The organism is Nonomuraea sp. KM90, assembly GCF_052246675.1.
In the GTDB taxonomy this organism is placed as follows: Bacteria; Actinomycetota; Actinomycetes; order Streptosporangiales; family Streptosporangiaceae; genus Nonomuraea.
The window spans coordinates 1-20,749 of the sequence record NZ_JBQQCB010000160.1 but is presented as its reverse complement, the minus strand read 5'-3'; the positions used below and the strand labels follow the sequence as shown (position 1 = coordinate 20,749).

The following is a 20,749-nucleotide window of genomic DNA, read 5'->3' as shown; positions in this document are numbered from 1 at the left end:
GGCATCGCCACCCGCTACGACAAGACCCCTGAGAGCTACATCGCCGGCCTCCACCTTCGTGGCGCGATGATTTGGATCAAAGACCTCACACGACCCACCCCTTGATCACAACCCAATACGCGCCCTAAGGGCAGAGGCCCGGCGGGGCCGCGCCGGTGTGCTCGGCCGCGCGGCGATCAGTAATGAATGGCGCCCTTCGCGCCACCGCCCACGATCACCCGGCGTCGCCGTTGGTGGCGACGCTGAGCGGACTGGTGAGGAAGGCGACCACCTCCGCGACCTCTTCGGGCCGCACGAGCCGGCCGATGGAGACGGCGGCCGCCATCCGGCTCTCGAACTCCTCCGCGGCCGCCCCGCTCTCGGCCGCCGGCGGGCCGATGATGTCCAGCATGGTTTCCGTACGGGTGGGAAACACCCGCATCGCCTTGCCATCCGCGTTTCCGGCGATATCTGGAGCCAACGGTGCAAATGATGCCGTTCATGATCCGTTGCCGTTATCAACCACTGAGACGATCCGGTCGTTAAGTCCCTACTGATCGGAGATATAAGTCTTGACCGTAAATCCCTTCCGCCGGCGGGCGCTGGTGGTCGGAGCACTGCTCGCCACGGCGCTCACCACGGCCGGCCCCGCCGCCGCCGCTCCCGGAGCGGCCGCCGGCGGCGCACCCCCCACCGGACCGGACACCGTGCCCGCCGCAGTGCCCGCCGCTGTGCCCGCCGCTGTGCCCGCCGCTGTGCCCGCCGCGTCCGGCGGCCCCCGCACTGTCACCCTGATCAACGGCGACAAGGTCACCGTCAGCGACGCCGGCGGTCTCGTCACCACCACCGTTCAGGGCCCCGACGGGCGCCCTGCCGGTGCCCGGACAACCACCTTAGGCAAGGACACCTACGTCTATCCCGACGAGGTGGCGCCGTACGTCGCCGCCGGGTTACTCGACGAGCGGCTCTTCAACGTCACCGAACTCATCGCCGACGGCTACGACGACGCGCACGCCGACCGGCTGCCGCTGATCGTCACCTATAGCGGGGACGCGGCCCGCGCCAAGACGCCGCCGGTGCCCGCGGGCGCGGTGCGCGTCCGCGCCCTGAGCAGCGTCGGCGGCGCCGCGATCGAGCAGCGGCGCGACCAGGCGCCGAAGTTCTGGGCCGCGCTCACCGGCGCCCCGGCCGCGGGCCGGCGGGCCTCCTCCGGCACTGCCTCCTTCACCGCCGGCGTCGCAAAGATCTGGCTGGACGGCAAGGTACGCGCCACGCTGGCCGACACCACGGCCCAGATCGGCGCACCCGCCGTCTGGTCCGGCGGCAACACCGGCGCCGGCGTCACGGTGGCCGTCCTGGACACCGGCGTGGACGCCGCGCATCCGGACCTGGCCGGCCAGGTGGCCGCCGCGCAGAGCTTCGTTCCCGGCGAGGACGCGACCGACCGCGTCGGGCACGGCACCCACGTCGCCTCGACGATCGCCGGCACCGGCGCCGCCTCCGGCGGCAAGGAACGCGGTGTCGCGCCGGGAGCCCGGCTGCACGTCGGCAAGGTCCTGAACGACGAGGGCTGGGGGCAGGACTCCTGGATCATCGCGGGCATGGAATGGGCCGCGCGCGACCAGCACGCCAGGATCATCAGCATGAGCCTCGGCGGCGACCCCACCGACGGCACCGACCCGCAGAGCCAGGCGGTCAACCGGCTCAGCGCCGAGACCGGGACGCTGTTCACCATCGCCGCGGGCAACTCCGGCCCCGACATGCAGAGCGTCGCGTCCCCCGGCGCGGCGGACGCCGCGCTCACCGTGGGCGCCGTGGACGGCCTGGACCGGCTCGCCGTCTTCTCCAGCCGCGGCCCCAGGCGCGGCGACAACGGGCTCAAGCCGGAGATCACCGCCCCGGGCGTGGACGTTCTCGCGGCCCGCTCGCAGTACGCCGCGGAGGGCGAGGGCCCCTACCTCACGATGAGCGGCACCTCGATGGCCACCCCGCACGTGGCGGGCGCCGCCGCGCTGGTGGCTGCCGCGCATCCCGACTGGACCGGCGGACAGCTCAAGAACGCCCTGCTGAGCACCAGCAAGATCACCCGGCGGTACGACGCCTACTGGGCCGGATCCGGGCGGCTCGACGCCGCCGCCGCGGTGTCGGCCACCGTCCTGGCCACCGGTGTCGACTTCACCGGGCTGCGCTGGCCGTACCCGCCGGGTGAGCAGGCCGAGCGGGAGATCACCTACACCAACACCGGGGACGAGCCGGTCACCCTGGACCTCGCCGTCAACGCGCCCACCGCCCCGGCCGGCCTTTTCACTCTGTCCGCCTCCCAGGTCACCGTGCCGGCGCACGGGACGAGCAAGGTCACGCTGAACGTCGAGCCGGCCCGTGCGGACGATGACACCTACGCCAGTGGCCAGGTCATCGCCACCGGGCCGGGCGGCACCCCGGCGGTCCACACCCTGATCGGCATGAACAAGGAGGGCCGGCGGACCGGCCTGTCCATCCGGACCAGGGACCGGGACGGCGGCGGCCTGCCCGGGGAGGTCGTGGTGAAGGACATCACTCGCGACACCGCGCCGAAGTCGTACCTGATCGACGAGTCGGGCCGGCTCGACCTGCGGGTGCGGCCCGGCACGTACAGCGTCGCCCTCTACAGCGACGTGACCGGCGTGCACGGCCCGTCGTCACTCGGCCGGGCGGTCCTGGTGGCCCCCGAGACGATCCTGGACGACGCGGACAAGACGATCACCCTGGACGCCGCCGACCTGCGCCAGGTCACGGCGGTCACGCCACAGGAGACCGCCAAGGCCGAGGTTCGCGTCGACTTCGTCCGGTCATATCCCGATCGGTACCGGCTCGCGGACAACTACATCGTCGACGACGCCTACGACAGCCTCTGGGCCACGCCGACCGGCGGGAAGGTGACCCAGGGCGCGTTCAGCTTCGGCGTCCGCTGGAGTTTGATCGAACCGCCGCTCACTCTCCGCGGCGACAGCGGCCACAGTGACGACAGCGGCGACTACGACGACCTGCGCGTCCAGACCGGTTCCGGCCTCCCCGCCGAGGGCCGGGCCCGGATAGAGGCGGTCTTCGCCGGGCAGGGCGCCCCGGCCGACTTCGCCCGGGTCAAGGTGCGCGGCAAGGTCGCGGTCGTCCGGCACAACGCCGGTGTGCCCGCGACGGCGCAGGCCGACGCGGCGGCGGCGGCCGGCGCGAAGCTGCTCCTGATCGTCAACGACGGTCTCGGCCGGCTCGACGCCTGGCAGGATGTGCCGGATCCGAAGACGCCCCTGCCCGTCGCCTCGCTCGGCCGGGACCAGGGCGAAGAGCTGATCTCCCAGCTCGGCCGGGGCCGGGACGACCTCACCGTCGAGGCACACCCCACCCCCGGCTACGTGTACGACCTGGTCCGCCGCTACGACGGCGCGATTCCGGCGAACCTTTCCTATCGGCCGTCCGCGCGCGAGCTCGCCCGGGTGGACGTGGCCTATCGCAACCCGGCACCCGGCTCCGGGTCCGATACCGGCCCCGCTGCTGGCGTCGCCATGCGTTACGACGTCTCTCCCGCCCAGCCGGGCACCGCCCTTGGCGGCGCGGCCGTGCCGGTCCCGGCGCAGGGCACCCGGACGGACTGGGTCTCCGGCGGCGAGCAGTGGGTGGAGATGACCACCATGGTTCCGATCAGCGAGTTCTCGGACGTCCTCACCTACCCGGCGGGCCGCCGGGCCGAGGCAACCTGGTTCGCGCCCGTCGCCCGGCCGCGCCTGCTCCAGGAGAGCATCGGCTCGGGACCGCCGCAACTGATCGGCACCACCCTGTCGGCCCTCACCCTGCCGTCCTGGGGCGACTCCGACCCGCACCACAAGGGCCTGGCCTGGGACGGCGAGATCAGCTGGAGCGCCAGCGTGTACCAGGGTGACGAACTGCTGGCCGAAGGCCTTGGCGGCACCGTGGAGGCCGATCTCACCCCGGGCCCGTCGCCGGTGCGGCTGGTCCTCGCGACCACGCAGAAGGCCGCCGTCTCGCCGTACTCGCCGCGAACCAGCACCGAGTGGACCTTCGGCTTCACCGAGGCCGGCGACACTCCGAGACAACCGCCGCTGCTTCAGCTCGACTACGGAGTCGAGACCGACCTGGCGGGAACGGCCAGACGCCGCTCCGACCTCGAGGTCACCGCCTCGCACCTGCGCGACGCCGACGGCGCGGCGCAGGTGCGAGACGTCGGCTTGGAGGTGTCCTACGACGACGGAGCCACCTGGCAGCCGGTGGGCAAGCGGCACCGGACCCGTGACGGCGGCTGGCTGTTCACCATGGAGGCTCCCTCCTCCGCCAGATTCGCCTCGATCCGCGCCACGGCACGGGACACGGCGGGCAACAGCGTCACACAGACGATCGTGAGGGCCTTCGGGCTGCGCTGACCCTTGCGATCCAGACGGCCCCGGGACGGCCATCGGGCCGGGGCCGCTCGCTCGCCCGGGGGATCAGTTGACGCGGCCGATCACGCAGCTCTGGCTCCGTGACCTGCTCTGGGATCATCTCCGCTCCGATCACCTCGCTGCCCGCGTTCGGCCCACCGGTCGATCAGACGCGCGGGGACACCACCGAACTGAGCGCCTTCCTCGAAGTGGAGGCACCCGGCGGCGGCCACGACCCCACCGTCCGGCGGGTCGAACACGCTCACCGCTTCACCGCCGACCAGCAGCACCGCGAACGCAATGGCCCCGCGTCACTGGCCATGAAGAAGCAAGTCGGCACGCCCCCTCCATCGTGACCACCATCACCCGGTGCATGGTTCTCAGCTTATCCTCGCAGGCAGGGCTAGATGATCTTGCCAGGCACATCAGGCATGTTGACCGGCCTAGAAGGCACGTTGCGTCGAAGGCGCGCCCGCGTGTTCCGCCGAATCCGCGATGCCTGTTGGGGCTGATCTGGTCAGCTGCTGCGTCGCCGTCCTCGTGCTGCGGGGTCGTGCTCGGCGGCGATGGGGCGGGGTTTCCCCGCTGAGGCGGACGAAACGACCGAGGCTGTCCAGGTGCTGTGGCGGCTCTTGGCCTGGAGTTCGGGCGCGGTGCGCGGCACCGTCTGCCACGGGCTGTTCGCCAACCCCAAGAGCGGCAACCAGGGCAGCGTCGCCCGCGACGGCGTCATCGTGGGGTGGGGCACCCACCCAGGCAGCGGCAGCGTCTCGTCCGACCAACCCGCCGTGGAGATCCTGATGACGTGCCTGTACCACTACCAGTAAGTGGCCACTGCCTACTGCTGCGCCGACGCGGGCCTGCGGCCGGCCGAACCGTGCGATCATCGGCGAGTGCGACCTGTGGATGAGACTTCCCGACCATCCGCTCGGAGACGGGCGTTGATCGTGGTGGCCATCGCTGCCACGCCCTTCCTCCTGATGTACGCGGCTGCGACGGCCCCCCGGTGGATCGCCGATCACCGCCTGGCGAGCCTGGAGAATCGAGCCCTCGACCATCCGCTGCCACCCGGCACGACGTTCGGCGCGTCCGCACCTCAGGAGCCCGTCATCGGCGACTCCGGCGACTGCTGGGCCGGCTTCGCCTTCACCCTGCGCACCGATCGCCCGCCCGAGGAGATCAAGCGGTACTACGAGGCGGCCCCCTTCCTGCGAACCGACGCGCACTTCTCCGAGCTGAGCGTCAGCGCCGTGCAGGAATCCGCCGACCAGGTGTCGGTCGCCGTCGACACGATCTACTCCGGCACCTGGGACCTGCGCTGCTGGTGAACGGCTCTTACGGCCCTGACGGCTTGGCTCGCGTGGCGTTCGTGGAGCGGTCTGCCTGGCGGCAAGGCTCGTGCTGTCAGTGGCGCTTGATCCACTTGGCCGGGGATCAGTAAGGTTGGGCGCTTTCCTCCTCACCCCCATCCCGGAGTGCCTCATGCGCCGCCATCGTTTCGGCCGGCTCGCCGCCGGCTTCGCGGCCCTCTACCTGGCCGCCGTGATCGTCCTCGCCGTCGTCGGACTGGTCACCGGCGACCTCGTCCCTCTGTGGAGAGTCGTCGCGGACCCGGACGGATACACGGCGGACGAGATCCGGGCGTGGCCGTGGCTGCCCGCCCTGCTGGTGCCGATCGCGGCGGTGCAGGCGTGGGCGTACCGGGAGGTGTTGCGCGGGCGGCTGCGCGGGGAACCGGCACGGCACGGCCGGGAGGTGCGACTGCTGCGGGTCGCTCTCTACGCCATGGTCGTGTACGTCCTGACCTGGCAACTGCCGATCCCCTACCTGTGGTGGATGTCGCTTGTCGCCGATGTGGTCGAGCTCGTGGTGATATGGCTGTTCTTCCGCGTGCTGCGGGGGAGCACCCGCCGATGGCCACGGGTGCTCATGCTCGTGACCGGCACCCTCAGCGCGGTGCACAACGTCGCCACCACCATCGCGTACCAGACGGGCAACTACCTCTTCGCCGGGCAGAACTGGACCTGGACGCTGGACGTCCTGTGGTCGGTGTGGCTGGTGTCACTGCTGGTGGCGCAGGCGCGGGATCCGCGCTGGAGCGGCGCGACGGTACGGGCCGGCGTGATCGCGGTCTTCTTCTCGCTCCTGTCGTCCGGCTCGGTCTCGATCGTGGCGTTCGGCGGCTCGGACGCGGTGGCGTGGAAGCTACTGATGCCCTCGCTCCTGGGCGCGGTTTCGGTCTTCTCGCTGGTCTGGTGGGCGCGGTCCGCACACGACCTGGGCACGCTCCAGCCTCCCGCGCCCCGGACGGAGCCCGTGCGGGCGCGCGCCAGGTGGTGGCCGCTGCCGGCCGTGGCGATCGTGCTCCCGCTGGTCCCCGCGGCCGTCAACCTCGCGCAGGGAGTGCCGTTCTGGCTCGGACCGAAGAACGTGCTGAGCGACGCGGTACGCGAGTACACCGGGCCGGAGGCCACCGCGTACTGGTTCGCGCTCGACCTCCTCGTCGGCGTCGGCGCGCCGGCGGTGCTGATCCTGGTCGCCGTGCGGCGGCGGACGCGCACGTTACTGCGCGCCACGACGCTGAGCCTGTTCCTGCTGGGCGGGGCCGGCGCCGTGAGCGCGCTCACCTCGGAGCACTCCACCTTCTTCGGGGAGCTGTGGCTTTACCCGGAAAGCCTCTACGTCGAGCGGGGCGCCACCGTCCCTACGAGGGCGCCCAGCTCCTCTCCCCCGGCATCTCCCCGCTCTGGTACGCCCTCGCGCTCACCGCCTCCGGCCTCATCCTGCTCCTCCTGTACGGCGCCCCGCCCGCCCACCGCGTCCGCCACCACGTCCTCCTGGCGGGGCTCGCCTCGGCCGTGGCCCTGTGCCTGCTGCCCACAGCGGACAAGGCCCGCGGCCCCGTCACGGACTGCGACATGCCCGAGCGGTGGAAGATCGACATCAGCGAGGCGGAGCCGCGCGAGCTGACGGCCGAGCAGAAGTTCGTGTGCTCCCTGCGCAGCGAGCACGGCGCACAGAACCTGCACGTGTTCCCCAACACCACGCCCGACCAGGTCGTGCTCGCCTACGGCCGCCACCTGTGCGGCGTCCACACCCGCAACGACCCACCGGAGCTGGCCCGGCTGAAGACCGACCGCGCGTCCCTCACCTATCCACTGGCCGGCATCTGTCCCAGCGCCACCACCATCGTCCAGGCCACGAAGGCCAAGCAGGACCAGGAGATCGCGGCGATACAGGCCGACTCCCAAGCCATGTGCGACGCCACGCCGCGCCACCGCCCACGCACCAAGCCGGCCCGGGCGATCCGGATGAAGGAGCCGCAGTGGACCGACTACGGGGTGCTGCAGACGTACGAGGGCGAAGGAGAGGAGGAGACCGAGCCGGACATGGACCCCGGCAACGGGCTGGTCTCCTCCGCGCGCGGCATCCTGGCCGTCATGACCCACCCCGACTTCGACCTCTGCGTCACCCTGGAGACCTACACCCGCCGGCCGCCCGTCGAGACCAAGGGCTGGGACAAGGTGGTCGAGGTCGGCTACTACAGCCCGGGCGGCGAGATCGTGCTCTACGACAGCCTCAGCGGCACCGAGCTGCCCAATCTCGCCCTCAACGGGCGCAAGGGGCACTACCGCATCCGCGTGCACTACGCCTGGTTTCCCTGGAAGGGCGAGGCGCAGAGTGGGCAGCGGCTGCTGATCATGGCGTATCCCGGCATGGGCGACAAGGAGATCGTCCACCGGAACCGGAAGTGACCTGATTCTCCGGCCGCCGAAAGGTTTCCTCCCATTCGGCGCCGATGGCGCTGCGGGCGTTGCCGCGTTCATACGCCTGAGCGCAGATCAGGTACTGCCGGTCGATCGCGGGGTGGCTCATCGCCGGCCCTGGCCGCTCGGGGTGACCCTCGCGAGCCGTTGTGGAACCGCGCGGCTGACGCCTGCGGAGACCTCCCAACCGTCATGTCGATTCACGGATGGGAGACCCCGACCGCAGCCGTCCACCGCGCGCTCACCACTGACGCCGTCAGGTGCTGGGATTCGTAGACGGCGAACCTGAGACTGCCGGGTCGTCCGTCGGGTCGCTGGTCGGGGCGTCCGTCGGGTCGTTGGTCGGGTCGTCGGTCGGGTCGTCGGTGGGCTCCGAGGTCTCCACGCACGGGCTGGGCGTGGTTACCCGCGGGTCGGTGGACGCGACGCACGGGGTGGGCGTGTCCTTCAGGTCCGGCGTGGGCGTGGGCGTGGGTGTCGGTGTGCCGTCCTGCGCGCCCTCTGTGCCGGTTGGCCGGTCGAACTCCTTGCCGGTCTCCTGGCCGGTGGCGGGATCGAGCTGGGCAAGCTTGATCGCAGGCTGCTCCTCCCCCGCCTCAACCACGGTCACCCTCTTCTTCGAGAAGTGCTTCCACTTCTGGCCCTTGTACTTCGCCCGGTCGATGTCCACGTCGCCGTCGGGCGGAAGCAGCGGGTTCCCGCAGTCGCACTTGACGACGGGCGTTCCCGTCCTGTCCACGAGGACCGCGATGCCCGCCTGGAGCAGGGCGTGGAAGGCCTTGCTCTTGCCCTTGCGGTATCCGTGGTTCTTCACGAGCACGTCGCGCCGCAGCACGACAGAGGTGAGCGCGCCGACATGAGCAGGTATGTCGGCTACGTCCATGTCGAGCGCTTCCGCCCACGCCCTGGCCTTCTTCGGATTGTTGTTGAGAAACTCGATGAGCTTCTTCTTCGAGCACTGGGTCGATCTGGTCGTCCCGCCGTAGAGGCCCGCGCGGTCCCCGTCCACAGCACCGCCGGCTCCCGCGATGACGTTCATGAGGTTCTCCGCGCCGGTCTCGAAGAACGGATCGTCCCCGAGGACGTCCACGGCGGTCAGCACGATGGGCACGACCCGGGTGGCCATCGTGCAGGACGAGACGCCCAGCACCATCGCCAGCAGGGCGGCGAGCGTGGCCAGGATCCCTCCCCTGGATGCGTACATGCGATTTCCCCTCCGAAGCGAGGAACCAGCGTCCGGCGGCCCCCTTGCAGAACGGGTGTAGAACAGTTGAAAGACTCTTACCGGAGGGATCTACAGAAGGGTCGCCGGCAAGCTCTCCCACAGGAGCGAGCGCAGCCTGTGGTGTCGATGACGTGGACTGGTCTCGGGGGACGCCGGTCATCAGCTCCCGCCCAACCCGACCCACCGGGCCGTGCCGTGGACGCGGCCATCGATGGTGAGTCGCGGCTTCTCGATCCTGAGGCGCGTGCTTCTCCGGCCCTTGTCGGGAGCTTCTGGACCCGGAGTTCACTGAGATCGGAGCCTCAGGACGCTGGTGGGACGCGGAGTCAATCCTCACGATGATGGAGGGATCGGTGGCTCCGGAGCCGCCGGTCACGGTCAGCAAGATGTCGGGGGTCGTGCTGGCTCAGGGCATCGTTCACCTGACGTACTTTGCTGACCATCGGGGGCGCCGGGCATGGCGGAGCTCTCTATGGCGCCTGACGGAGACTGGCTGGCGCATCCATTTTCATCAGGGCACTTTGGCTGGACGCCTTGACCAGTGACTCCCTCAGGGCACGAGGTCCAGGGTTCCGGGCGCTTCGATGACGGTCAACTGCCGCTAGGGGTCGGTTTCCTGGTGCGCGAACGGGTTGATCAGGTCGGCGAGGTCTTGCCGATCCCGCTCGGTCGAGGACCGTCGCCGGGGGCGCAGGAGCGGCCCCGGCGACCGTTCATGTCCCGGGTGTCACCACGATGTCGTGGTAGGTGCTGTCCGGCGGCCTGCTGCCGGCCCGGTCCGCGCTCATCACCACCAGCTGGTAGCGGGTGGCGTTGGGCGGCGTCCACGTCACGGTGGCAGTTCCGTCGGGGCCGGCGGGCACCCAGGTCCAGGGCAACGTGCCGGTGATCTGGTAGTAGTAGCCGGCCACGTCGGTCACCCCGTTGGGCCCGAAGGTGAACTGCCCGGGCACGCCCGGGCCACCCGCTGGCTGGTCATGCGAGTACGGCGTGCCGGAAACCGTGGGCGGCCGGTTAGGTGCGGTGGTGTCGACGACGTACTCACACCAGTCGCTCCACTCGCTGACCTGCTCGTACTGGTCCTCCGAGCGCACCCGCCACCGATAGGCGACTCCGTCCTCGCCGTGTCTCGGCCCGTAAGCCCTGAAGGGCCCCCCGGGCCCGTTGCGTTCCTCATGGTCCAGCTGCCCGTCCAGCGTCTCCCACTGCCAGCGGGCCCACCGCCACCCGGCACCGCCGGGCACGTTCGCCTCCGGCCGGGGCCGGTACGGAATGTAGGGCCTGTCCTCACCACGCACACAGGCGAAGGGACCGATCGGACCGGACGGGCCCGGGTAGCCGGAGTTGTCGGTGACCAGATCGGTGGGTTTGCGCAGTGGCGGTAGATGACTGACACGGAGCAGAGGGGCGTTGGCCAGCAGATACCAGCCGAGCGGGTCCTTCTCGGCCGCGGAGCGCAGGCCGATGGTCACCGTCGTCTGCCCGGCCTGCCAGGCCTGTTTGAGGGGCTCGGTCACGTCCATGAACAACGTGGCGCCGTCGTACTCGCACGCCTGCCAGGTGTAGGTGTCCATCTTGCGGAGCCACGCCGGCTGCCGGTGCCAGGTGGTCTCTTCGCTGATCTCCCCGGTCTCCCAGAACTGGACGGGCAGCTCACCCGGGCGGCAGGTGTCGGCGCGCGGCACCTCCAGCCGTACTTGATCGATCCGGTGCCCGGCCAGTGACGACAGGTCGAAGCGGAAGAAGGACCTGTGGCGGCGGTGTCCGTCCGGCGAGCCGACGGGTGCGGGCTCCCCGGTGCTCCAATGCGGCGCCTTCCTGTGCCGGGACTCGACGTAGGCCCAGGCCGCGGGCTGCAGATCCGCGACGGGGAGCCATGGATCCTTCGGCCCGGAGCTCCGCCTGTCGAACTCGTAGGTGATGCGCAGCTCGGGACTGTGGTCAAGTAGCAGCCGGCCCGCCGGATGGGTTTCGTCGAACGATCGGATCCCAAAGGTGACCAGCCCGCTCGCGCTCGCCACGGCGTCGGTCACGGCCGCCGTCGGCTGCATCACGAAGGGCCAGTAGGCCTCCTCCTGCGAGCACGGCTGCCAGGGGATGAAGGTGCCTCCTTGCTCCCTGATCCAGTCCGGCTGCTTCTCCCAGGTGGTGCGCCTGTCGATCGGCCCGGTCTCCCACAGGGTGAAGCCCACGATCTGGTTGTCGCAGGTGTGGTCGTAGGGCCAGATGGTCAGCTCGGCCTTGACGACGGTCCTGCCGCGGATGGCGGAGACGTCATAGCCGAAGAACGAGCGCCGCACCGATTCGGGTTGTGCCGCCTCGGTGTAGGTGCCCTGCAGGCCGACCGTGGCGGCGCCCCACTCCTTGTAGTGGGGCGTGTCCGGCTCGGACGAGGAGACGTACGCCCACTCGTGCGCCCTGATCGTGAGCGTGGCCGTCACGGTGGCCGCGTGACTGGGCACCGCTGTGAGCGTCGCCATGGCGAGCGCGAGAACCAGCGCCTTCACCAAGAGGCGCGATAAACCAGGAATCATGAAAGTTGCCCCGTTTCTGCTGTGGCCCCCTGAGTCAAAGGGTGACCCGGACAGACCGAACCGGGAAAGTCACGAATCTCACGATCGTGCAACGGACGCGCCCGCAGCGCGTGGCTGCGGGCGCGCCGGTGGTGGTGTCAGCCGGCCGAGTCGATGTCACCTGCGAGAAGGCGATGTAGATCAGGACCGCCACGAGCCCGACCGTGATCCCGACCGCCACCTGTAGCAGAAGGCGTCCCGCAGAAGCAGCGTCTGCTCGGCCATGAATGTGGGATTGCCGCCGCTGTGCGACAGCTCGCCGGGATCGTCCGCGATCCACCCCATCGCGTACTCCGGGCTACGGGCGGTGGGCCTGTGGGCGACGTGGATCGACCCGGCCTACAGCACCCGCCCACCGTCAGACCCGACGCCCTCGTTGAGATGCGCGCTAACCAGCGGCCCATGTCCGCGGCGGTCGTCACGACCCCCTGCGACCCGTTGACAAACGCCGCCGGTGCCGGCGCCGAAACCGCCATCCCCAAGACCCGGATGTGCCCGGAGCGGGGAAACCGCGCTGCGGTGCGCATCCCTAACGGACCGAACGCCAGCCAGTTGGGACACCCGTTGCCGCAGCGACTCGGCCGGATCAGCGGGCGCGCGGCGGTCGTCAAGCCCGGAGGTCTGGTCCAGCAGGTTTCGCACCGTGATCTGCCGGGCGCGTGGATCGGCCATGGCGAACTCGGGCAGGTACGTCACGACCGGGTCGTCCAACCGTACGGTGCCCTGCTCGACGAGCCGCAGCACCGCTACGGCAGTGAAAGACTTACTCACCGAGGCCACGGGAAACGCCGTGTCCTCCGTGACGTCGGCGCCGTCGGAGTCGCGGCCATAGCCCGCGACGTGCACGACACCGTCCCGGGACACGACGGCGACCGCCGCACCCGGGATACCGTTGCGGTTCAGGTACGCCGGGACGCATCGATCGATCGCCACCGTGTCAACCGGGCCATCGTGGGCGGCGACCGGCCGTGCCACGAGCAGGGCGAGCCCGACCGCCGGCGGGCTGCACAACAGCATCCGCGAAAGCACGCCGCTCGGCTCGCGTAAGACCTCTGGCCGGACAATCGCCAGGCCGTCCGGAAATCAATCATGGCTCCATCGTTCTGGCGCGGTGAACCAACCGGTACCGACGAAAGTCGGGCAGCGCGGGGATCGGAGACCGCAGCCGGCGCAGGCGGTCGGCGACCATGTCCGGTTGTAGCGCCCGACCATGGCATGCGGCCTCCACCCTGCCTACCGGGTCCAGGCTCAGCAGGGTGCAGAACGCTCGAATGAGCACGGCCAGGTCGGCTCACAGCCGCTGGGCGAAGGGTGCGTCGGCGAGGCCGCTCTCGCCGACTCTCGTGATGGCCCGCCAGCCTGCGAGGCGCGGACCTGCCATGCGTCTTCCTGGCCGTCTGGAAGTTGATGGTTCGTTGTGGATTCGTGTGGGCAACGAACGGGAATCTCCGGCGGATCGGACACACGACCAGCGGCCCCGCGCCGACACGTAGATGAGGAGGAAAGACCACCATGGCGACCGACTACGACAGCCCCCGCAAGACCGACGACGACCCGCGGGAGGACAGTCTTGCCGAACTCCAGGCCCGCCGCGCCGATGCCTCGTCCGGCAGCCTCGACGTCGACGAGACCGACCCGGCCGAGCCGATCGAACTGCCTGGCGCCGATCTGTCGGACGAAGAGCTGTCCGTGCGGGTGATCCCGCCCCAGGCGGACGAGTTCACCTGCTCGCGCTGCTTCCTGGTGCACCACCGCAGCCAGCGCGCCGCTGGGCGAGACGATCAGCAGATCTGCCTGGAGTGCGCCGCCTGAGCAGGACGACGATCAAGGCCAGTGACGCGGCCGGGAATCGGCAATTGAACGAACGGGAGCTCGGCTGCCACCGTCATCGCGGCTCGGCGCGCCCTCGCCCTGCTCCTCCCAGAGCGACCCCGTCGGCAAGGCCGAGCAAGGGCAGCGCATCCACGATCCCGTGTCGAAACGCCCGGAATCGATGCCGGTGGGCGGCGTGCCCGGCGGGTCGGTGTCGACGAAGAGCGCCCACCGCTCGCAAGCGGCCGGCGTGGCGGCCAGGTCGACCTCGGCCAGTGAACGCACCCTCTGGCGCCCAACCGCAGATCACACGTCTGCCCTGTACTTTACGGACACAGAATGCAGTGCCCTCAGCCGAGGAGCACGACGAGCAGTACAAAAGCACGTTGCCCCACACCTGGCAGGAAAAGAATGATGTGCCCATGAAATACACCGTCTCCATCGAGATCGCCCTGCCGCGGGAGAAGGCGGTCCAGTTGCTCGCCGACCCGGCACACATGCCGAAATGGCTGCGGGGCCTGGTGCTGCACGAGCCGCTGAGCGGGGAGCACGGGCAGCCCGGCACCAAGTCGCGGGTCGTGATGCAGATGGGCCAGCGGAAGTTCGAGGGCACCGAGACCATCACACGCCGGGAACCGGCAGACCTGCGCGAGATCCCGAAAACGAGCGTCGTCTATTTCGAGCGCGAGATCGTCGGCGAGGGCATGTGGAGCGCCGCGCGCGATCGGCTGACCGAAGCCGGCCCGGAAACGACGCTCTGGGAGTGCGAGAACGAATACCGGTTCAGCGGCTTTCTGATGAAGCTGGTGGGACTTTTGATGCCCGGCGCCTTCCGCAAACAGTCGCAACAGCACATGCAGGACTTCAAGGCGTTCGCCGAGCAGGGAAAGGATGTCCGCGAAGCGACGGACTGATCTGCCGTAACTCGTCAGGCGTCAGACGGTGTGGCGTGTTGATCTTCCCTTCGTTCGTAGATGACCGCTGGGGCAAGCTCCACCGGCGCTGTCTGGAGATGACCGTTGCCGAGTAGTCGTGGTCGGGCGTAGGGCACGCCGAGCAACTCGCAGATCACCCGGGAGGGCACCGGCAGCGACAGCGCCTCGACCAGATCGACCGGGCGAGGCGCGGCGAGCATCTTCTCGATGCAGTCGTCCACGATCTGCTGCACGCGCGGGCGCAGCGCCTCGGTGCGCCGCAGGGTGAACTCGCCGAGCATGGCGCGCCGGGCCTTGGTGTGTTGCGGCGCATCCATCCGATCAGGGACATGGACACGCTTGAGGCGGGGCGCTGACCGACGATGAGGCGCGGGAAGCCCGGTCGGCGACGATCGGAGCTCATCCGCGGATCGGTGAGCACACTCCGGACGTCCTGGTGCCGGGTGACCAGCCAGTTGGTGCCGACGCCTGGCCGCACGCGACGGCCGCGGCGAGCCCGTCGGCGGGGACGTGGAAGCCGCCGAGCAGCTTGAACCGACTCGGTCATGGTCTTGGACGGTAGGCCCGGAAGGCCAGGCCAGGCCAGGCCGGGCGCGTGCGAGCTGGAGCTTCCGGTGGCGGCCGCCCGTTCAGCCCGCCGTGGCCCGTGCCCGGTTGGTTCGTTCCAGCACGATTCACACCAGGCCCCGGCGGTGGGCCTCGGCGCCCGCCTGGAAGCGGGTCTCGGCCCTGAGCGCGTCCATGAGAGGACGCAGGCGGCGGCGGAGGCTGCGCGGGCTCATGCCGAGCTGGCGGGCGATGGCGTCGTCCTTGAGCCCGGCCGCGAGCAGCGCCAGCAGCCGGCGATCCTCCACACTGAGCTCCGCCAACTGCTGGTCCTCACCCTGGCCCGGCTCGTCGGCCGGTTCCGGCGCGCCAGGCGCGTCCGCGGGCCGCGGGTACATCGGCACCGCCTCCCGCCACAGACGCTCGAACAGTTCGACCAGGGCCACGACCATGGTGGATCCCCTGATCAGCACGCTGCGGGTCAGCGGCGGGTCCAGGTGCAGCGGCATGATCGCCTGCCGCCTGTCGATGAGCACCATCTTGAACGGCAGCCCCGGCAGGACCCGCGCCTGCTCGCCCGACTCCAGCATGTCGTCCAACTGGTCGAGCGCCCCCGCGTGCTGGAACGCCTCCGGCGCGTAGATGGTCCGGTAGCGGACGCCGTCGCGCAGGCGGGCGTCCTGCAGCGGGTTGCGGTAGTCCAGCACGTACGGCGGCCGATCGAAGATCAGCACCTCGTGTTCGGCCTCCTGCTGCAGCCGGACGTACCAGCGGGTGAGTTGCTCCGGGCCGGCCAGGACCTCGAAGTGACCGGCTTCCTCCGGGTCCTGGCCGATCGTTTGGAAGGCGACCTCCAGCGCGTCGGCGGTGTCGGCCAGCCGTTCCAGATCGTTCAGCACGCCGCGCGCCAGCGACCGGAGCGCGGTCCCGGGGTTCGTCGCCGTCCAGCGGGGCGAGCGGCCCGTCACTCGGGTGACCAGGCCCTTGGCGCGGAGCTTGGCCAGCGCGGACTGGATGCGGCCCGCGCTCTCCCCGCTCCTCAGGAGAAGTTCCTGCAGGGTGATGCCGGGAGAGGCGAGCACCGCGCGATGGACGCGCTCCTCGAACGCGGTGATTCCCACGATTTCCAGCGCCGGGTCGTCGTCCAACATGCCTACGATCCTGGCCGGATCCGGCGCGCGCCGCAACAGGACAGCAATTTTCCTTGTCCTCATGGTTTAGAACCGGTTAAGAATCAACGTCGTGCTACAGAAAACCGCCCTCGTCGGCATGGCGATCACGGCCCTGGCAGCGGCCGCCACGCCGGCCCAGGCGACCCCTGCTCCTACCCCGCCCCCTACTCAGGCGGGGCAAGCCGACGCGAAAGCTGGACCGCCCAAGACGATCACCCTCATCACCGGCGACAAGGTCACCCTTCGGCCGTTCCCCACGCGGCAGGACCAGCTCATCGTGAAGCCGGGCCCCGGCAGGGAAAAGGTCGACTTCATCCACCGCCGGGGTGAGGACGGACTCAGCATCGTCCCCGCGGACGCCATGCCCCTGCTGGCCGCCGGCCGGCTGGACCCCCGGCTGTTCAACGTCACCCAGCTCGCCGCCTTCGGCTACGACGACGCGGCCAGCCCGGCGCTCCCGCTGATCGTGACCTACCCCGCGGGCACCGCCGCGCCGCGCGTCGCGGGCGGGCGCCCGCTGCCCGCCATCAACGGTGCCGCGCAGAGCGAGCCGCGCACCGGCGCCGGGACGCTGTGGAAGTCCCTGACCGCGCAGGCCGGAGCGGCGTCCGGACCGGAGAAGATCTGGCTGGACGGCAAGGCCAAGCTGTCGCTCGAGGTCAGCGTCCCGCACATCGGCGCGCCGCGGGCGTGGGAGGCCGGCCACACGGGCAAGGACGTCACCATCGCGGTGCTCGACTCCGGCTACGACGCCGACCACCCCGACCTGCAGGGCCTGGTCACCAAGGCCGAGAACTTCACCACCGAGCCCGACGTCCGCGACACCAACGGCCACGGCACCCACGTCGCCTCCACGATCGCCGGCTCCGGCGCCGCCTCGGACGGCAGGTTCAAGGGCGTCGCTCCCGGCGCGAAGCTCCTGATCGCCAAGGTCTGCGACCAGAGCGGGTCCTGCCCGGACTCCAGCATCGTCGAGGCCATGACGTGGGCGGCGCAAAACGGCGCCCGCATCGCCAACCTCAGCCTCGGCGCCCCCGACATTCCCGGCGACGACCCGCTGGAGCAGGCCGTCAACACCCTGTCGGAGCAGTACGGCACCCTCTTCGTCGTCGCGGCCGGCAACAACGGCAACCAGGGCCCCCAGACGCTCGGCTCGCCGGCGACCGCGGACCGCGCGCTCGCGGTCGGCGCCTCCCACCGTGACCACGACGCTCTGGCCACCTTCAGCAGCACCGGCCCCCGCGTCGGCGACGCGGCGGTCAAGCCGGACCTGATCGCGCCCGGCTCGGACATCGTCGCGGCCAGGGCCGAGGGCACCGGCTTCCCGATGGACGGCGCGCTGGCCTACACCCCCATGAGCGGCACGTCCATGGCCACCCCGCACGTGTCCGGAGCGGCGGCGATCCTCGCCGGCCTGCACCCGGACTGGAAGGCCGACCGCATCAAGGCGGCGCTGATGGCCTCCACCGCGCCGGGCGACGAACTGGGCGCCTACGTCCAGGGCACCGGCCGGGTGGACGTCGCCCGCGCCGTCGCCCAGCAGGTCACCTCCGAGCCCGCCTCTCTCAGCATGGGTGAGACCGAGCTGCCCCACTCCACGCCAGCCAAGCGTACGCTCACCTACCGCAACGACGGCGACGCCGCCGTCCGGCTGGACCTGAGCGTGACGGCCAAAGACGGCCAGGGCAACGCGGTGACGCCGTTCAAGCTCAGCGCCACCACGGTGGAGATACCCGCGCACGGCACCGCGCAGGTCGAGGTGACCGCCGAGGCCGACGCGGTCGGGATGTACAGCGGCACGGTCATCGCCACGGGCGGCGACGTCTCCGTGCGCACCGGCATCGGCATGCGGGTCATGCAGGAACGGCACGCGGTCAAGCTGTCCTTCACCGGCTCGGACGGCGAACCGGCCAAGGTCGCCTACGCCGGTCTGATCGACCTCGAGACCAAGAAGCAGGTCAACTACGACATCGCCACGGGTGCGCTCGATCTGCGGCTGGACAAGGGCCGCCGCTACTCGATCATCACCCTCATGCTCGACCACGACGGCACGACGGTGATGGCCGCGGACCCGGAGTTCACGCTCGACGCCGACCGCACCTTCGCCTCGGACGCCCGCAAGGCCACGCCGGTGGACGTGCGCACGAAGGAGCCGACGGCCCGGCTGGCCGTCGGCATGCTCAGCCTGCTCCAGTCCGTCGACTGCGGTCAGACCCCCGAATGCCGCTCGCCCCTTGGCGTGGACCTCGACCTGTCCGGCTCGTTGGGAGCCGACCGCCTCGAGGGCTTCAAGGCCATCCCCATGAACCGTACGGTGAGCAAGAACTTCGCCTTCGCCCGGTGGACGCAGTGGGCCAAGCCGAAGGGCGACGGCACCTACGACGAGAGCCCGTACATCTACCACCTGATGAAGGCCGATCCGGGCATTCCCGCTGATCCCGGCTACCGCCCGAGCCGCCAGGACCTGGCCGAGGTCGGCGCGACGTACGGCGCTCAGCGGGACGACAGGCAGGGCGAGCACTGGGCCCTGCCCGTGCTCCACGGCACGGTCGTGCCGTGGATGCCGTACGGCCCGGTGTCGCGGTTCTCGCTCCCCTTCCACCGGACGGAGTACTACACGCCCGGCGACAGCGGCTGGGCCCCGACCTTCGTCCAGTACAAGCCGGTGCCACGCGACGAGTACGACAACGTCGAAGGCGCCGTCCTCGGTCAGGCCGCCTTCTACCGCGCCGGCAAGACCTCCGACCGGTGGAACCTCGGCACCGCCGCGGTCGGACTGACCCACAACGGCGGCCATTCCTACCGCAAGGAGAACATGCTGGAGCTCTCCGCCCAGGTGATGGAGAACGGCAGGCCGGACCGCACCCTGCTCGCCGAGCATGCCCAGATCAAGCTCTATCGCGAGGGCGAGGAGATGGAGGAGCTGTGGTACAGCCTCTTCAAGGTGCCCGACGACCCCAAGGAGACGGAGTACCGGCTCACCATGACCGCCGGCACGGTCATGTCGAAGCCCTACACGCAGATCAGCACCGAGTGGCGGTTCAAGTCGAAGAGCCCCAAGGCGGGTGAGGAGCAGCTGCTGCCCCTGATGGCCGTCAAGATCAGTCCGCGTCTGGACGACCGCAACAACGCCTCCGTCGGCCACATGCGCATCCCCCTGGAGATCCAGCGCCAGGACGGCTCGCCCGCTCTCAAGGTGACCAAGCTCACGGTGCAGATCTCCTACGACGACGGCCGCACCTGGCTGCCGACGCTGGTGCACCGCTCGGGCAAGGACGCCTTCGCCGCCGAGACCTGGCACCCGGCCGGCTCGCGCGGCAAGTACGCGTCGCTGCGCGTCAAGGCCGCCGACACCGGCGGCAACACGTTCGACGAGACCATGATCAAGGCTTACGCCATCAAGTAGGTCACCGCGAACCCCGCCGTGCTCTCCGGACGCGGCGGGGTTCGACCCTGACGTCGCGTCAGGCACCACGATGACCGCGTGACCGACTACTACGAGGCGGCTTCACCCTCCCCAAGGGGTGAGACCGCGTAGGTCGGACGCGCACCGCATCGTCTCAAGCTTCATGAAGTGGCCTCCTTGCGGCGTGGGGGTTGTCGGGGCCCTGGCGGTGTCGCCGTCACAGCGGAGTACGCGTAGGCGATCGAGAACAGCAGCACCCCCGCCGTAGACGACGGCGTTCAGGCCGGGCCGGGAACCCGGTGGCGGACCGAGGACCAGGGCCACGCTCGCCAGAGCGATCGCCACGGCGAACAGCACGGCCGCGGCCGGATGCTGCCCCGCTCGCAGTTCGCCGTCAGGGCGACGCCCCGGTTTGCCGCGATCACACCGACGACGCGGACGGCCCGCCGCAGCCGGTGACCGTTCGGGAACTTGACGCCGGCGGCGATGTCGGCGTAGCTGACCTGGCGCCCGTGGTTGCAGCGCAGCCAGATCATCACGTCCGCGACGTCCTTCTCGGTCTGTGTGAGGCCCATCGCATCGCGTTGTGGGGTCCGCCGGGATGTCCGCCGGCCGCTCATCCAGACCAGACGATCATCGCCGATCGGCACTGCTACGGCCGCCTCTTCGAAGCCGAGCCCGCCGAGCGTGAGCTGCGACTGCTGCGCCCGGCCCGCCCGAGCGGCCCGGCGCACCACTGTTCAAGCCACTGCGCCAGACCATCGAGTCGATCAACCAGACCTTCAAGAGCCGGCTGGACCTGGAACGCCACGGCGGCCGTACCCCTGCCGGCGTCATCATTCGTGTGCTGACCCGCATCCTCGCGCTGACCACCGTGATCTGGCAGTCGCCCCGGCTTCCTGGCGGTGACCTACACCTCCTCCGA

The 20,749-nt window shown here is 70.2% G+C and carries 17 protein-coding genes and 1 pseudogene; 11 read left to right on the top strand and 7 right to left on the bottom strand.

The genetic code is table 11. From position 1 onward, the window contains the following. Positions 1–214 precede the first annotated feature (214 nt). Positions 215–421, bottom strand: a complete 207-nt coding sequence (locus tag ACTWPW_RS56935; RefSeq protein ID WP_443173953.1) for an SDR family oxidoreductase — start codon at positions 419–421, stop codon at positions 215–217. 130 nt (positions 422–551) lie between these two features. Between ACTWPW_RS56935 and ACTWPW_RS56930 the strand changes: the two genes are divergently transcribed. The 6 genes from ACTWPW_RS56930 to ACTWPW_RS56905 all read left to right on the top strand — a co-directional run bounded on the left by ACTWPW_RS56930 (position 552) and on the right by ACTWPW_RS56905 (position 8,143). Further along, a complete protein-coding gene (locus tag ACTWPW_RS56930) occupies positions 552–4,391 on the top strand; it encodes a S8 family peptidase (RefSeq protein ID WP_443173952.1) in 3,840 nt (1,279 codons plus the stop codon). Positions 4,392–4,489: 98 nt separating this feature from the next. Beyond that, complete coding sequence (locus ACTWPW_RS56925) at positions 4,490–4,744, top strand: hypothetical protein (protein ID WP_443173951.1); 255 nt, start codon at positions 4,490–4,492, stop codon at positions 4,742–4,744. A 261-nt stretch (positions 4,745–5,005) separates the two neighbouring features. After that, positions 5,006–5,215 (top strand): hypothetical protein, encoded by a 210-nt coding sequence (locus ACTWPW_RS56920; protein ID WP_443173950.1) that lies wholly within the window; start codon positions 5,006–5,008, stop codon positions 5,213–5,215. Positions 5,216–5,335: 120 nt separating this feature from the next. Then, positions 5,336–5,716, top strand: coding sequence for a hypothetical protein (locus ACTWPW_RS56915; protein WP_375119207.1), 381 nt, complete (start codon positions 5,336–5,338; stop codon positions 5,714–5,716). A 154-nt stretch (positions 5,717–5,870) separates the two neighbouring features. Further along, complete coding sequence (locus ACTWPW_RS56910; protein ID WP_443173949.1) at positions 5,871–7,358, top strand: hypothetical protein; 1,488 nt, start codon at positions 5,871–5,873, stop codon at positions 7,356–7,358. After that, the gene (locus ACTWPW_RS56905) at positions 7,307–8,143 is read left to right on the top strand and encodes a hypothetical protein (RefSeq protein ID WP_443173948.1); all 837 of its coding nucleotides are present in this window, start codon (positions 7,307–7,309) and stop codon (positions 8,141–8,143) included. The genes ACTWPW_RS56910 and ACTWPW_RS56905 overlap by 52 nt, the downstream gene beginning before the upstream one ends. Before the next feature lie 268 nt (positions 8,144–8,411). On the opposite strand, the gene ACTWPW_RS56900 is transcribed toward ACTWPW_RS56905, so the two are convergent. Beyond that, positions 8,412–9,359, bottom strand: a complete 948-nt coding sequence (locus ACTWPW_RS56900) for a DUF6777 domain-containing protein (RefSeq protein ID WP_443173947.1) — start codon at positions 9,357–9,359, stop codon at positions 8,412–8,414. A gap of 293 nt (positions 9,360–9,652) precedes the next feature. Here ACTWPW_RS56900 and ACTWPW_RS56895 point away from each other — a divergent pair, with 293 nt between their 5' ends. Continuing rightward, positions 9,653–9,925 (top strand): DUF4440 domain-containing protein, encoded by a 273-nt coding sequence (locus ACTWPW_RS56895; protein WP_443173954.1) that lies wholly within the window; start codon positions 9,653–9,655, stop codon positions 9,923–9,925. 168 nt (positions 9,926–10,093) lie between these two features. Here the strand turns inward: ACTWPW_RS56895 and ACTWPW_RS56890 are convergent, their stop codons facing one another. Both ACTWPW_RS56890 and ACTWPW_RS56885 read right to left on the bottom strand, forming a co-directional pair. Further along, entirely contained in the window at positions 10,094–11,887 is a 1,794-nt protein-coding gene (locus ACTWPW_RS56890; protein ID WP_443173946.1) for a CBM96 family carbohydrate-binding protein, read from the bottom strand. Positions 11,888–12,292: 405 nt separating this feature from the next. Further along, positions 12,293–12,970 carry a serine hydrolase domain-containing protein gene (locus ACTWPW_RS56885; protein WP_443173945.1) on the bottom strand — a complete coding sequence of 226 codons (678 nt, stop codon included), beginning with the start codon at positions 12,968–12,970 and terminating at the stop codon, positions 12,293–12,295. A gap of 495 nt (positions 12,971–13,465) precedes the next feature. On the opposite strand from ACTWPW_RS56885, the gene ACTWPW_RS56880 reads away from it, so the two are divergent. Then, on the top strand, positions 13,466–13,765 hold the full coding sequence (locus tag ACTWPW_RS56880; protein ID WP_375119211.1) for a DUF4193 domain-containing protein: 300 nt from the start codon (positions 13,466–13,468) through the stop codon (positions 13,763–13,765). 422 nt (positions 13,766–14,187) lie between these two features. Continuing rightward, positions 14,188–14,679 (top strand): SRPBCC family protein, encoded by a 492-nt coding sequence (locus ACTWPW_RS56875; protein WP_443173944.1) that lies wholly within the window; start codon positions 14,188–14,190, stop codon positions 14,677–14,679. 14 nt (positions 14,680–14,693) lie between these two features. Here ACTWPW_RS56875 and ACTWPW_RS56870 read toward each other — a convergent pair whose 3' ends face one another. Both ACTWPW_RS56870 and ACTWPW_RS56865 read right to left on the bottom strand, forming a co-directional pair. Next, positions 14,694–15,017 (bottom strand): hypothetical protein, encoded by a 324-nt coding sequence (locus tag ACTWPW_RS56870; protein WP_443173943.1) that lies wholly within the window; start codon positions 15,015–15,017, stop codon positions 14,694–14,696. Positions 15,018–15,374: 357 nt separating this feature from the next. Next, positions 15,375–16,397, bottom strand: coding sequence for a TrmB family transcriptional regulator (locus ACTWPW_RS56865; RefSeq protein ID WP_443173942.1), 1,023 nt, complete (start codon positions 16,395–16,397; stop codon positions 15,375–15,377). Between the two features lie 91 nt (positions 16,398–16,488). Here ACTWPW_RS56865 and ACTWPW_RS56860 point away from each other — a divergent pair, with 91 nt between their 5' ends. Then, positions 16,489–19,824, top strand: a complete 3,336-nt coding sequence (locus tag ACTWPW_RS56860; RefSeq protein WP_443173941.1) for a S8 family peptidase — start codon at positions 16,489–16,491, stop codon at positions 19,822–19,824. 278 nt (positions 19,825–20,102) lie between these two features. Here the strand turns inward: ACTWPW_RS56860 and ACTWPW_RS56855 are convergent, their stop codons facing one another. Continuing rightward, positions 20,103–20,363: a hypothetical protein gene (locus ACTWPW_RS56855; protein ID WP_443173940.1), complete on the bottom strand. Its 261-nt coding sequence runs from the start codon at positions 20,361–20,363 to the stop codon at positions 20,103–20,105. Between the two features lie 72 nt (positions 20,364–20,435). On the opposite strand from ACTWPW_RS56855, the pseudogene ACTWPW_RS56850 reads away from it, so the two are divergent. Beyond that, positions 20,436–20,749: pseudogene (locus ACTWPW_RS56850) on the top strand (IS982 family transposase); the annotation flags it as partial.

Bases quoted from the DNA above. Each gene is read 5' to 3' on its own strand.
- ACTWPW_RS56870 (WP_443173943.1), bottom strand. From the start codon at position 15,017: ATGGATGCGCCGCAACACACCAAGGCCCGGCGCGCCATGCTCGGCGAG.
- ACTWPW_RS56875 (WP_443173944.1), top strand. From the start codon at position 14,188: ATGAAATACACCGTCTCCATCGAGATCGCCCTGCCGCGGGAGAAGGCG.
- ACTWPW_RS56910 (WP_443173949.1), top strand. From the start codon at position 5,871: ATGCGCCGCCATCGTTTCGGCCGGCTCGCCGCCGGCTTCGCGGCCCTC.
- ACTWPW_RS56865 (WP_443173942.1), bottom strand. From the start codon at position 16,397: ATGTTGGACGACGACCCGGCGCTGGAAATCGTGGGAATCACCGCGTTC.
- ACTWPW_RS56905 (WP_443173948.1), top strand. From the start codon at position 7,307: ATGCCCGAGCGGTGGAAGATCGACATCAGCGAGGCGGAGCCGCGCGAG.
- ACTWPW_RS56880 (WP_375119211.1), top strand. From the start codon at position 13,466: ATGGCGACCGACTACGACAGCCCCCGCAAGACCGACGACGACCCGCGG.
- ACTWPW_RS56935 (WP_443173953.1), bottom strand. From the start codon at position 421: ATGCGGGTGTTTCCCACCCGTACGGAAACCATGCTGGACATCATCGGC.
- ACTWPW_RS56900 (WP_443173947.1), bottom strand. From the start codon at position 9,359: ATGTACGCATCCAGGGGAGGGATCCTGGCCACGCTCGCCGCCCTGCTG.
- ACTWPW_RS56885 (WP_443173945.1), bottom strand. From the start codon at position 12,970: ATGCTGTTGTGCAGCCCGCCGGCGGTCGGGCTCGCCCTGCTCGTGGCA.